Origin of the sequence: Novosphingobium album (ex Liu et al. 2023) (assembly GCF_029076845.1) — a bacterium.
Lineage (GTDB): Bacteria > Pseudomonadota > Alphaproteobacteria > Sphingomonadales > Sphingomonadaceae > Novosphingobium.
The window spans coordinates 1-12,445 of the sequence record NZ_JARESE010000066.1 but is presented as its reverse complement, the minus strand read 5'-3'; the positions used below and the strand labels follow the sequence as shown (position 1 = coordinate 12,445).

10 protein-coding genes are annotated in these 12,445 nt (G+C 60.2%); 7 read left to right on the top strand and 3 right to left on the bottom strand.

Features of this window, described 5'->3' with window-relative positions:
* Positions 1–323: 323 nt before the first annotated feature.
* The 3 genes from PYV00_RS19605 to PYV00_RS19595 are packed head-to-tail and all read left to right on the top strand — an operon-like array spanning position 324 to position 1,401.
* Positions 324–614 carry a DUF1778 domain-containing protein gene (locus PYV00_RS19605; protein WP_275230007.1) on the top strand — a complete coding sequence of 97 codons (291 nt, stop codon included), beginning with the start codon at positions 324–326 and terminating at the stop codon, positions 612–614.
* Entirely contained in the window at positions 611–973 is a 363-nt protein-coding gene (locus PYV00_RS19600; protein WP_428981661.1) for a ribbon-helix-helix domain-containing protein, read from the top strand. The genes PYV00_RS19605 and PYV00_RS19600 overlap by 4 nt, the downstream gene beginning before the upstream one ends.
* Complete coding sequence (locus PYV00_RS19595; protein WP_275230006.1) at positions 973–1,401, top strand: putative toxin-antitoxin system toxin component, PIN family; 429 nt, start codon at positions 973–975, stop codon at positions 1,399–1,401. The genes PYV00_RS19600 and PYV00_RS19595 overlap by 1 nt, the downstream gene beginning before the upstream one ends.
* A gap of 34 nt (positions 1,402–1,435) precedes the next feature.
* On the opposite strand, the gene PYV00_RS19590 is transcribed toward PYV00_RS19595, so the two are convergent.
* Positions 1,436–1,879 carry a hypothetical protein gene (locus tag PYV00_RS19590; RefSeq protein ID WP_275230005.1) on the bottom strand — a complete coding sequence of 148 codons (444 nt, stop codon included), beginning with the start codon at positions 1,877–1,879 and terminating at the stop codon, positions 1,436–1,438.
* Between the two features lie 109 nt (positions 1,880–1,988).
* Here PYV00_RS19590 and PYV00_RS19585 point away from each other — a divergent pair, with 109 nt between their 5' ends.
* Positions 1,989–3,515, top strand: coding sequence for a recombinase family protein (locus PYV00_RS19585; RefSeq protein WP_342803829.1), 1,527 nt, complete (start codon positions 1,989–1,991; stop codon positions 3,513–3,515).
* Positions 3,516–3,860: 345 nt separating this feature from the next.
* Here the strand turns inward: PYV00_RS19585 and PYV00_RS19580 are convergent, their stop codons facing one another.
* Together PYV00_RS19580 and PYV00_RS19575 are read right to left on the bottom strand one after the other, a co-directional pair.
* On the bottom strand, positions 3,861–4,898 hold the full coding sequence (locus PYV00_RS19580) for a hypothetical protein (protein WP_275230003.1): 1,038 nt from the start codon (positions 4,896–4,898) through the stop codon (positions 3,861–3,863).
* Positions 4,899–4,901: 3 nt separating this feature from the next.
* The gene (locus tag PYV00_RS19575) at positions 4,902–7,217 is read right to left on the bottom strand and encodes an AAA family ATPase (RefSeq protein WP_275230002.1); all 2,316 of its coding nucleotides are present in this window, start codon (positions 7,215–7,217) and stop codon (positions 4,902–4,904) included.
* A gap of 167 nt (positions 7,218–7,384) precedes the next feature.
* Here PYV00_RS19575 and PYV00_RS19570 point away from each other — a divergent pair, with 167 nt between their 5' ends.
* Genes PYV00_RS19570 through PYV00_RS19560 form a run of 3 tightly spaced genes read left to right on the top strand, consistent with a single transcriptional unit; the run spans position 7,385 to position 12,203 of the window.
* Positions 7,385–8,194, top strand: a complete 810-nt coding sequence (locus tag PYV00_RS19570) for a hypothetical protein (RefSeq protein ID WP_275230001.1) — start codon at positions 7,385–7,387, stop codon at positions 8,192–8,194.
* A complete protein-coding gene (locus PYV00_RS19565; protein WP_275230000.1) occupies positions 8,191–8,763 on the top strand; it encodes a hypothetical protein in 573 nt (190 codons plus the stop codon). Before PYV00_RS19570 ends, PYV00_RS19565 begins: the two co-directional genes overlap by 4 nt.
* Positions 8,763–12,203 (top strand): UvrD-helicase domain-containing protein, encoded by a 3,441-nt coding sequence (locus tag PYV00_RS19560; protein ID WP_275229999.1) that lies wholly within the window; start codon positions 8,763–8,765, stop codon positions 12,201–12,203. Before PYV00_RS19565 ends, PYV00_RS19560 begins: the two co-directional genes overlap by 1 nt.
* Positions 12,204–12,445: the final 242 nt, after the last annotated feature.

The window sequence follows — 12,445 nt, the reverse complement described above, 5'->3', positions numbered from 1 at the left end:
CATGCCCCACCACCTGCGGCACCTCAATCTACACCGGAAATTACACCACGACCGCGGACGCTAACGGAGTTTGGCTTCCCAAGGGAAGCCGTGGTACATCGCCGCCCGGCCGGGTAGACGTCGCTTGCAGGATCGCGAGGCAGTTCAGACCTCCAAAGAGTCTGTGGCACAATCCGTGGTCAACGCCGGTTGGATGAGATCATGCGCTGGCCTTCATGGGGCCGCAATGGGTGGGGTACTGAAGTGCCGTTTCGGCGGAAATAGGCATAAAGGGGCAGGTTTTGGCACTGGGAGGGCGGTTTTGCGCTCGTGCGTCGAACGCGATGAAGCCGGCCAAGGATGTGTGTAGGCATTGTCGTGGTAATTCGACAAATGCGGGCAAGGAGTTGAGCGATATGGCAGGGCAAGCCCGTTCGGATCGAAGCGCCTCTGCGCATAAGGACGATGTCGTCCAAATCAGAGGCGTGACCGAAGTCGAGGCGATCCTCGATCAGCACAGCTTCATTTTGGATGCCCCGCAGCACGAGCAGTTTCTTGCTACGCTCGATGCGTCGCCCGTCCCGTCGTCGCAGCTTGAAAAGCTGATGAAGCGCGATCCGCTCTGGAATAGATGATCGGAGCGGCGCTCGATTTCAATGCCGGTGCATCGCACCTCATCCTATGGAACTGCGGCGGATTGATTTTTCGGTTATCGGTGTATATGTGTAAAGGTGTTAAAACACCGGAGTATGCCATGTCCACCGTTCGCTGGAACATCGCCGTGTCGCCCGATACCGACCAGTCCGTGCGGATGTTCCTCGCGGCGCAGGGCGGCGGCCGCAAGGGAGACCTGTCGCGCTTTATCGAACAGGCGGTTCGCTCCTATCTGTTCGAGCAGGCCGTGGAACAGGCCAAGGGCGCAACCGGCAGTATGGATGAAGCGGATCTGACGGTTCTGATCGACGAAGCGGTCGAGTGGGCGCGCCATAACTGATGCGGGTGATTCTCGACACGAATGTTCTCGTCGCTGCCCTCATCTCCCAACACAGCCCGCCGGAAACAATCTACCGGGCCTGGCGTGGCGGCCGGTTCGAACTGGTCACATCGCGCGCCCAGCTCGACGAGTTGAGGCGCATCAGCCGTTACCCCAAGCTCAAGCCGATCCTGCCGAACCACCGCATTGGCACCATGATCAACAATCTCAATCGGGCTGTCGTGCTGGATCGACTCCCCGCCTTGCCGGAGGAAGTCGAGGCGGAAGACCCGGACGACACCTTCCTGCTTGGCATGGTGCTCGCCAGCGATGCCGATTTCCTGGTCACCGGCGACCGGCGAGCCGGGTTGTTGCAGCGGGGGAGCTTTCAGCGCGCCAAGATACTGAACCCGGCGGCGTTCTGCAGGGAAGTGATTCCGTCCGCCTGACCAAAGGGATTGCCTCAGGAGGCTTGATCAAACCTCAGGCCGTCCAGCCCGCAATCAGTCCGGTCAATTGACGCAATGTATCTCGATCATCGCGGCGGGAGAGGGTTTGCAATAACGTCTCGGGATGCGGCCCGAATCCTTCGAGCGGTGTGGTCAGCATCATGATTTGCTCCCAGGGATTCGCGTCGCCGAAGGCCCGGAGAAGGATGCCAAGATTGCTTATGACGCTGCCGTTGGCAAATTGCGCGGCCGGATAGGCGATCGCGTTGTTGTATGGGACACCCAGTATCTCCTGGTCTTCGAATAGCCTGTCGATGGCAGTGGGGCTTATCCCGAGCAGGGTCGCAACCTCGGCTTGCGTGAGCAGTCCGCCGGATCGCGCCGCCATGTCCTCGTGAAAGGCGGCCTGGGTCATCGTGTCGGGGAAAGGGATGGTCATGGCGCCTGGCTGGAAATATCTATCGGGGTCATAGCTCATATTGTTTCGGGCATGAACCGACCTTGCCGCCTATAGGCCCACGCTTTCAACGCGTAAGCTGGAGCGTACATTGGCAAGACCGAGAAGGCAGGAGAGTGGATCGAAAGGCGTGAAGGCAAGTGGGACGGGGCCATGCAAGGCAGTGCTCTACGCCCGGGTGTCAACGCGGGACCAAGAGAAGGAAGGCTATTCGATCCCCGCACAGGTCAAATTGCTCGAGGATTACGCGGCGCTCAACGGGCTGATCATCGCCAGCAGCCATGTCGATGTGGAAACAGCCCGGAAGGCCGGCCGCACCGCGTTCGGCGAAATGCTGCGCTATCTGCGTCGGCACCCAGAGGTCCGCATCCTGCTCGTCGAGAAGACCGACCGGCTCTACCGCAACATCAAGGACTGGGCGATCATCGACGACCTCGGCATCGAGGTTCATTTCGTGAAGGAGAATTTCATCCTCTCCGACGACTGCCGGTCCTCGGAAAAGTTCATGCACGGCATCAAGGTGCTGATGGCCAAGAGTTATATCGATAATCTCTCCGAGGAAGCCACCAAGGGGATGGCGGAAAAGGCGCGGCAAGGGCTGTGGCCGTCAATAGCCCCGTTTGGCTATGCCAATGTCATCGACCCGAGCGGACGCAAGGTCGTCGTGGTCGATCCCGAGATCGGTCCGCTCGTCACTCTGCTGTATGATTGGTTTGCCAGTGGTCGTTATACGCTGACGTCGATCACGCGGAAAGCGCGGCTTGCCGGGATCAAGGGACGGCGGAGCCGCAATCCGATCGCGAGCGCGACGATCTATCGGATTTTACGCAACCGCTTTTACGCGGGCGTCATTGAGTGGGGGGAGGCCATCCATGAGGGCGTTCACGAGCCGCTGATATCAAAGGCTCTCTGGGACGCGGTCCAGGATATCCTTGATGGTCGATCGTCGACCAACATCCGCGCCAATCCGCGGGAGTTCGCCTTCAGCGGCTTGATCAAGTGCGGCCATTGCGGCTGTGCCGCCGTCGCGGAGATCAAGAAGGAGCGCTACATCTATTATCATTGCACCGGCTATCGGGGGAAATGTCCTGAGCGCTATGTCCGCGAGGAGGTGCTGGAGGAGCGGTTCACCGCGGTGCTGGACCGGCTTCGCTGCACCGATGCGGAATTCAATCTGATGCAGCAGGCCATCCTTGCGGGTCAGCCCGCCATCGACCCGGATGAGCTTGACCGCCGCTATCGCAAGAAAGGGCATCTGTTTCCTGCGCCCGGCGCGCTGATGCGTAATGCCATAGCCTATCTCGATATGGGACGGCGTGCCCATCGTTCGTTGGCCAGCCTGCCGACCGAAGACAAGCGCCAGATGCTGGGCCTTATCCTTTCGGAATGTTTTTGGGCCAATGGGGAGTTGAGCGTCGCGTTTCACCGGCCGTTCGAGCTCCTGGTGGCGTGGCTCCGCCAAGTCCGCTGTGGAAGCGGAACGGATTTTGCTCACCGGCCATCAGCAGCCCTGCGGGAGATGTTCCAGGATCCGTCGCCCGGCGTGCGGCGCCTGATCGCACGTTACAATGCCATGGTCGCGGTGCAGGCAGACGACGGGGCAGGGGAGGCGGCTTCTATCCAGGACAACTGGCTTCTGGAGGGCGAGGCCGCCTGACGGGCGATCAATGAAGCCCGCCTGAAATCGATCGGAAGGAATGTGCCATTTTTGTTGACCGCGATGACATGGTGGGTGTCCCAAGCTCCCGCACCGGCCGCAAAAGCAGTTCGAACTTACGGTCGACCGTGTTCTGGGCGATCGCATCCGCATCGATGGCGCTGACGCGATCGCCCTGTGGTCGGCGTTGGCGATCACAGCCAGATCGTTCATGAGATCGGTCGGTCGTGGCCCAGGGCATCTAGGCTTCTCAAAGGAACGGGCGAGGGCGCCGCCGATTAGTAGATGGCGCGCCGTCTGTGGACGGCATTGGATCCGCGCTCGATCGATTTTCTTAAGTCGCGTTCAAGGTACTGGCGTCGCCATGTCGCGCTTGAACTGTTGGATCCAGCTCGACACCATCGTCGAATAGGGCGCGTCCGGAGCGGCCATCGTGCCGATTTCGGCGATCGTGCGCTCTACGACAGCACGCAGACTGGCAATAGCGTTGTCTCGGATCGGCTGCTGCTCCAGCTTTGCCAAGGCAAGCGCTTCCAATGCATCTGCCGCCGCTGACACGCGTACCACAATATCCCCAAGCAGTTCGAGGCGCCGCAAGACACGTGTGCGCTCTTGCACCAGGCCAAGCCGGTTGAGCCCGTAGATTTGGATGGAGACGGCCCCGCGTGGACTGATGCCGGCTGCCCGCGCTTCCGTTTCTATCTCGGCCGCTATTTGGGAGAGAGCAGGCAAATCTGCAGGTGTTTCGGCAGTCTCCGGTCTCGCAAATACAAGTCCCAGCGGGTTGTTGCGGTCGATGTGAAACTGCAGATGTTCAGACGGCGTGTCGGTGCAGGGGTTTAGAAGTAGCGCACGCTCTACCGTAATCGCGTTGGCCAATTGGCCATTCGCTGGCTCGGCCGCCATCCGTACGCCTGTCACGGGAAAGCAGCTGTCCTTACCCGTCAGGATAGAACGGAACCCGCGCTGGCGTTGGCGTTCAAGGATGCCGATCTGGCTGGTCAGTGTCTCGGGTGTCGATTGATATCTGCGTCGATTACAGTCGATGCAGCTCGGCAAGAGATTGCCCCAATCTGCGGCCAGCCACCAATAGCCCGGGTGTCCGGGGATATCCGCGACTTCGCCCTTGGGGCGGAAATGCTCGATATCGACCGGCGCACCGACATCGTAGCGCGTTTCGCAATACGCGCATTTTCCATGGAACAGCGCTTCAAGTGCGTAGCGGACATCATCGCTCTTATAGGCACCAAAGGAGAACGCTTTTTCGGGTAGAGGCACAGTCCCGAAATGGATTCGTGCGCGATCAAGTTCGCGTGCACCGCTGCCATTGCCGTCCAGCAGGCTTGCTGGCCCCCTGATCGCGTCGCGCTTGACAGCGCGCATCCGTCAGAGCCTCTCCAATGCGTCGACGATGCTGGCTTTCGTCGCGTCATTGAGCGCCTGCAAACCTCGAGATGGGGTATCTCGTCGTTTGCGCAGATAAGATTCAACCGCGTCTTGGACGAGTCGCTCGACGCGCGTCGACCCGACGGGCAGGGCGTGGATGATCTGATGTTGCAGCTTGGCGCGCAGGGTTGCGAGCTTTGTGGCAGCTTCCGGTTTCAACGGACCTGCCTTCTCGAGTGCGAGCAAATCACCGGCTTGCGCGAGGCTTTCTTCCATATCTGCGGCATCGGTTGAGAACAGGTCGAACAGGTCCGAGGTCAGCAACTGCTCGACGGTCAGCATGTCGATCGCGGGCAAGTTCCTAAGCGGCTCCACAATCTCGGGCAGGGCGTCCGGTCCAGGATCGCGGCGCCGCATCCTGCGCAATGCCAGGACTTCATTGGATGCCATGCCGCGCAGGCAGAGCGGATCGTGCGTTGTGACGATGAAGGTAACGTTCGGCAACGACTGACGCAGCCCCGACATGATCCGCATTTTCCAGCGCGGATGGAGATGGGCTTCCACTTCGTCGATCAATACGATAGCCCGCGCCCGAGCAAGCGATGGGCTATGCGAACCCTGTAGATCGAGCAGGCTGCGCATGATGTCGCAGGCCATGGCCAACACTGCGCGGAAGCCGGAAGAAACCGCGATCAACGGAGTCTGGATGCTGGAGGTGCTGCCGTCCGGCAATTCGGTCGCGATAGCCAAGCAGAATTCCCCGTCGTCATCGGGCGCGATCACATCGAACTCCTGATCGACCGCCAGGATCGAGCGCAGGGCGCGAACGACTTCGGTAAATTGTGGTTTGCCGAACAAGGAAGCGAGCCAGCGTTCTGGATTGGGCAGGACATAGGCCGGGTCGAACAACGACAAGATGGTCGTACTTTCGAGCCGGCGTTTGTCGGCCCGCAGGAAAAAGCGGAAAGCACCATAGGCGAACACTGGAATGCGGGGAGATTCCGCATCTGCGCGCTTGCTGCGGGGCCAGCTGGGCTCGACTCGCATTATTTCGGTTCGCCCGTCCTCATAGGTCAATTCGACCCGGCCTTTTCGGCTAGGCCCTTTCCCGCCCAGAAACCGGGGGCCGAGCATGAATTGCGACGCTTCGCGCGCAAGTCCGCGGCGCGCGGCGTCGGATGTCAGGGCAAGTGCCATCGCTTCTAGGATTGAGCTCTTGCCCGTCGCATTTTCCCCCAGGATCATTAACGCATTCGCTTTTAGCGTCTTGGTATCGTTGCTTGGGGGCGGGGGCGAAGGCAGTGTGACGGTTAGCGTCTCGATGCTTTTGAAATTCTCGATTTTGAACTGAACCGGCCGCGCGGCCGTGATCGAAGGCGCGATGGCTTTATCGGGCTCGGCGTTCAATAGCGCGTCCAGGTCTTCTTCGAGCGCATCGTGGGCAGCTTGTAGGTTCTCGTCAAAATTTGGACGCCGCATGCGGGCTCGATAAAAGGATTCGATACGCTTGCTCGAGAGAGCCGGGCGGGCTCCGCCGCCGCCACCCAATTTGCGCGCGAGTTGATAGAGCAGAAGAAACCAGCTGCCGCCATGCAGCAACTGGTCGAAATCGAACAATCCTTGGGTACCTTTTACACTATTATTGGCCAGCCGCTTGAAATAGCTGCGAAGCGCCTTCCGCCGCGACGCTTCTGCATCTGGACGGTCCAGATTGAAGTGACGCACGCTGAAACGCCCGCGCTCGTCGATCCCGAACATTCGCCCATCGGGAAGGACAAGCAGGTGCTTGCGAAAATCTTCGCCGCCAGTTGGGTCGAGCAATATCGGTTTGTCCGTCGTCGCCACCCGCCAAGTGCCGGTCGGTTGTTCGGCGTAGAGTTCGATGTCGCGGCGATCGGGAAGCGGGCAGCGTTTTCCACGCACCGGGAAAACCGAAGGTTCAAGCGGTATGCAGTCCCCACAAATCGGATATATATTGTCCCAGGAGTTGGCGAGCCAGGTATAATAGAGGTGCGCGCGGTCCCCGTAATCGGGATGGGCATCGGTTGTTGGCCCGGCCTCTTCGGTCGGACGAAAGCGATAGGGCCGCGTCGGAACCGCCCGTTCGCAAAATGCGCAATGGCCGTGGAATAGCCGCTCCAGCGATGCCTGAAGTTCTGGGTCTTCGATCGTCAGACCCTTCATGCTGAAGCGGGTTTGCGAGCTGATCTCGATTGTTGTCGCGAATGCCGAACGTAGAGCATCGCGTGCGTGGGCGGACCGGCTATCAGACAAGCAAGCTGGCACAGGTTCGTTGTGCCGGTCGATATCGAGCATTGGGGTCCCCTCCCATCTCTGTGCATTCTGAAAAGTGCTCAGAGCATTGGGATGATACGCGATCGTTTGAAAAATACATCGACAAGATTCCGATTCTGACCCATCTCCGCGATTGTCTGGGTTGGCGGCCAGGCCATGCTTGGCTAGGTTCGCGGTGAGGGAAGGGGATGGACGACAAAATCCAAGTAGAAGCTGAGCACGTGGCGGCCTTGCGCAAGCGCAAGGTCGACGGTGCGCTATATTGTCGTCCTGCTGATATTGAGAATCTGCTTGGGGTACTCATCCGGATAGACGAAGCAGACGCCTTGGCGCGGGCGCGGATACGCTCACGAAGCGCCCCGGGCTGGCTACCGGGCGAATGTCTGGTGCATATGATGCGGCGCGCGGGCGAACGCGGCGATCGTCGCGCCTATAATCAATGGTGCACCTTGGTGCTGGAGCGCGTGCGAGCTGGATTGCCTCGCGCCAGCGATGCTAGTGCCACAGCGCGCACCCTCGAACTCGCCGATTATGCTTTCGACCGCTTTGTCGGCCTGCTGGGACCAGATTTGGCCGAATATGAGGACCGGCTGGATATCTGGGAAGCACGTTTTGACCTAGCGCTGGCCAATCTGCGCCGCGACGCATTCCGGCGAGATACTGTCGTCGATGACGAGCGAGTCGAGACCGTTGCGATCGGAGATGACGAGGCGCTGCGGCTTGAGGTCGAGCGTGCGCTCGGCGCGTTCAACCCCTTCGATCCTGCGCTGGAAGCGGAAGACGATTTCCGATCGCGCGTCTGGGCAGCGATTGACGTGTTGCCAACGGAACAAAACAGGATTCTAACCATGATGCGCGAGGGACTGCCCGTGGGGAGCGGGGCGGCAGGTGAGAACTCCATCTCGGGGATACTCGGCAAGACGCCGCGGACGATACTCAACCAAAAACTGCGTGCCTTTGCGGCGATCCGCGAAGCAATCGACGGAGCGGAAAAGTGAGCGCCGCCACGCCATCTCGCGACGATGTGCTCGAATCGTTCTTGCTCGAAAGCGACGAGACTGACGCGCTGCAGCGTTATTTGCGCGACTATCCGGCTTTTGCGGTCGAGTTGATCGACTTGGCGCACCAGATGCGTCGTGAGATTCCTGACATTGTCGAAAGCTTTACGCCGGAGGAGCGCGCAGCGATTGATACCGCGCTTCGCGTTGCCGGGAATGCTTGGCCTGCTGCGCCTGCCGGTAGCCGGGACCTATTCGCCGTACTCGGTCCAGCCGACTATGGCCGTTTGTCTGCGACACTCGACGTGCCGCGTCAGGTTGTCGCCGCCATTCGGAATCGGCGGGCGATCCCTGACACGATCCCGCGCGGCTTTCTGCGTCGGATGGCCGAGGCTCTCAATGGTAGTATCGACGATTTGCTGTTCAGCATGGGCGCGCGTTCGCTGGCGGCAAGCTTCAAGGCGGTCGAGCGGCTTGCGTCTGTTGAACCGGTTAGTTTCGAGCAAATTTTGATCGATGCGCGCGTTCCTGAGGAGCGCCGGCTTGCGATCATGGCGGAACGCGACTGATGGATGCTGTCGAGGTTGCGCGTCGGCGGGCAGCCTCGATTCATGCCCAAGCTTTGCTGGAAGGCGCCGATCCCTGGTCGCCGCTCGAGTTCGTTCTCCGCGAGGTCGAGCGGGAGGGATACGCCGCAGAAGCGGTTGAGCCAGGCTCCGTACAGTTGGAGGGCGCGCTTGCGATGTTCATGCCCGAGATCGGGCTGATCCTGTACGGCGATAGCGGCACGCCATTCGAACGCGCGCTTCTGGTTGCCCATGAACTGGGCCATGCGATCCTCGGCGACGCGCTGGGGAACTGCGAGGTCGAGATCGACCGGCCTGTCGAAGGTGCGGCGGACGGTGAGGGGCGCGTGATCGCGCATGGCCCTCGTCAACGGCGCGAAATTCAGATGGACTTGTTTGCGCGCGAACTGGTGCTGCCGCGGCCATTTGTGCGGCGGTTGCATCTCGACGAGGCGATGAGCGCCGCCCAGATCACCGATCGTATGGGCGCGGAGCACAGTATTGTCGCACAGCAGCTCCTCGATGCCCTGCTCGTGCCGGAAACTCCCGAGCGCAAGCCGCGTCCCCGGCATAAACTTACGCGCTCGCAGCAGGATGCTTCGGAGCATTTTGGCAAAGCCTATTTGCTTGAAGCAGGCCCCGGCACCGGAAAGACCGAGACGCTTGTGCACCGCGTCGCATGGCTCCTTGCCAATAAGCCGGTTCTCCCGCGTGAGATTCTTGTACTCACCTATTCTAACAAGGCGGCGGCCGAACTGTCGGAGCGGATTGCCGGGAACGATGCTGACGCGCTTGCGGCGTTGTGGATCGGTACGTTTCACGCGTTCGGGCGCGACCTGCTTCATATATTTGGCGATATGGTCGGTCGGACGCGCAACCCGACCTTTCTTGACCGGGTAGGTGCTATCGACCTGCTCGAGCATGAGTTGCCCACGCTCAGCCTTCGCCAACTCGGTGATCGCTACGACCCGACAGCTTTGCTGGACGATGTGCTCGACGCCATTTCGCGGGCACAGGACGAAGTCTGTGATGCGGCGCGATATCATGAGCTTGCCACTGCCGAATACGCAAAGGCGCAGTCTGCTGCTGAGGCAGAGCCTGAAGCGGGGATCGCTGCGCTCCACGCCGCTGAGGCCAAGCTCGATATCGCTGCCATTTATAAGCGTTACGAGGCGTTGAAGGACAAGAACGCCCTGGTCGACTTTGGTGACTATGTGATGCTTGCGGTTCGCCTGCTGGAGGATCACGAGCCCGCGAAGGTCTATGCGCGCGCCTTCCGCCATGTCCTCGTCGACGAGTATCAGGACGTCAACCAAGCGAGCGTTCGGCTGCTCAAGGCGATATGCCCTGATGGCACTGGGCTTTGGGCCGTCGGCGACCCGCGCCAGTCAATATATCGGTTCCGAGGGGCGTCTTCGCGGAATGTCGCCCGGTTTGGGCAGGATTTTCCGGGGGCGGGAGGAAGCGAACTCGTCCTCAATCATCGTTCGCGGCGCGAAATTGTCGATCTGTTATCGCATTTCGGTCAAGGGATGACGCGCGTGCAGGGCGAGGGCGATCCGCCGCTGCGCGCTTATGAGAAACTGGGTCCCTTCAAAGGGCCCTGCGGCATAAAGCCAGACCTGATCAGCTTTCCGGATACCAGCAAAGAAGCGCCGGCGATCGCGCAGATCATCGATCAAGCGGTCAAGGCCGGTGACCATTATCGCGATCACTGCGTGCTCGTGTCGGGCAACGATCGCCTAGCCAAGATCGCCGCGCAGCTCGAAGCGATGGGACTGCCGGTGCTTTATTTCGGGAGCTTGTTTGAGCGCCCGGAAATCAAGGACTTGCTCGCGCTCTTGTCATTGCGGGCCGATCCTTGGGCATCGGGCTTGCTACGCACCGCGTGCATGCCGGAATTCCCGATGACGCTCGATGATGTCGCAAAGGCGTTGCGCCAGCTTCGGGGCGCTGAGAATGGGCCTATCGATTGGATTGCTGCGCCGGAACAGGTCGCTGCGGGTCTTTCATCCGAAAGCGGTGCGACCCTGCGGGCGCTGGCCCGAATGCTCTCCTCGGTCGATGCCTATGCTCACCCTTCTACAATCCTCGCGCAGTTGTTGCTCGATCACAGCCGCCTCGCGGCGCGAATGGCTGGACGTACCGGTGCCAGCGGAGCAGCGGCTGCCTTGGCGGTATGGCAGTTTATCAATTTCGTGCGCAGGCAGCCCAATGACACCGGCAATTCGATTATCCGGCTTCTAGCCAGGGTTCGACGCTTGTTGCTGCTCAAGGAAGATCGCGAATTGCGGCAGCTTCCCGCCGCGGCGCAAGCGATCGATGCGGTACGTCTGATGACGATCCACGGCGCAAAGGGGCTGGAATTCCCGACCGTGCACCTGCCCGGCCTCAATGAGCGAACTCTGCCCAAGCCCGAAACACTCCCGCGGTTTTTGCCGCCTGAGGGGATGGTCGCCTATCCACGGGGGACCGTCGAAGCCGAACTGCGCGCGAGCCATCTGGAAGAGCAGGATTGCCTCTTCTACGTCGCCCTTTCCCGGGCCGAAGAGAAGCTCCATCTCTACCGCGCGAAAACAACGACCAACAATGTTGATCGCCCAGTGTCTTCTTTCATCGCCAGGCTTGGTGACCAAATCGCCACGCAGGAACTATCCCCGGAAAAGGCATTGCCGCCGCTTGCCAGCGATCTGCCGGTACCAATCAGCTTGCCGCAGAATTGGCGGGTCGATGCGTGGACGCTCGATATCTACGGCAAGTGTCCAAGGCGTTTTCTCTACACGCATCTTCTGCGAACGGGTGGCGGTCTGCATAAGACCGCCCTTCGTTTGGCGCATGATGCCGTTCGAGTAATCTGTAGTGCGCTGGCGAAGAGCGATACCTTGCCCGATATTGCAGAGATCCACGTTCAGGTTGCTGCGGCCTGCGCCATTCCGGAACTCGCCGAGCACGGCAATGCTGCGGGATTTCAGCAACTGGTCCTGGACTTGGTGCTTCGCTATTGTGCGACGCGCAACGGCGCCGCCTTGCAGGCGATAGAAGTTATTGAAACCTCGGTTGGAACCGACACGGTTCTGGCGCAGGCCCATGAAGTGCTCACAGACTCCCAAGGGACGATCCTGCGGCTCGTGCAAAGCGGCCATCACAGCGATGACAATGTCGATGCGATTGCGACGCGAGCGCTGGTTGTTTACGCGGCCGCCCGAGCGGGCACGCGTGTTGAACTTCTCCATCTCGCGGACTCAGACGTGCCACAGACACTCTCTCTTAAGAAGGGTGAAGTCAAAAGGTTCGACACCAAACTGAACACTGTCTTGTCGAAAATCCGCTCCGGTCACTTCCCGGCGGCTCCGAGACCCGAACGTTGTGCCCGGTGCGCGGCATTCCTAGTTTGTGATGCACTGCCCCCCGGTGCGCTCGATTGCACCTTAGACGCTGCATAGGCGGCCTTTTTGATAGAACCATGTGACGGCGAGAGCCTGGCATCCGCACCAATGCGTGTCTCCCCCGTATGTGGCATTCCCCGCGTCGAAATTCCCTTTTCAATCTTTCCGATCGCTCAAACCAACCGCGATTGACCTGTCAGAGCCCGCGAATGGCGGTGTCAGACATGGAGTCGCTGACGTGCTCGCCTGATTGTTACCATTCAGAGGTAGAGTCTCGCTCCTTCATGCTGGTTGTTTGC

Coding starts and splice junctions, on each gene's coding strand:
- PYV00_RS19605 (WP_275230007.1), top strand. CDS start 324: ATGAAGCCGGCCAAGGATGTGTGTAGGCATTGTCGTGGTAATTCGACA.
- PYV00_RS19600 (WP_428981661.1), top strand. CDS start 611: ATGATCGGAGCGGCGCTCGATTTCAATGCCGGTGCATCGCACCTCATC.
- PYV00_RS19595 (WP_275230006.1), top strand. CDS start 973: ATGCGGGTGATTCTCGACACGAATGTTCTCGTCGCTGCCCTCATCTCC.
- PYV00_RS19590 (WP_275230005.1), bottom strand. CDS start 1,879: ATGAGCTATGACCCCGATAGATATTTCCAGCCAGGCGCCATGACCATC.
- PYV00_RS19580 (WP_275230003.1), bottom strand. CDS start 4,898: ATGCGCGCTGTCAAGCGCGACGCGATCAGGGGGCCAGCAAGCCTGCTG.
- PYV00_RS19575 (WP_275230002.1), bottom strand. CDS start 7,217: ATGCTCGATATCGACCGGCACAACGAACCTGTGCCAGCTTGCTTGTCT.
- PYV00_RS19570 (WP_275230001.1), top strand. CDS start 7,385: ATGGACGACAAAATCCAAGTAGAAGCTGAGCACGTGGCGGCCTTGCGC.
- PYV00_RS19560 (WP_275229999.1), top strand. CDS start 8,763: ATGGATGCTGTCGAGGTTGCGCGTCGGCGGGCAGCCTCGATTCATGCC.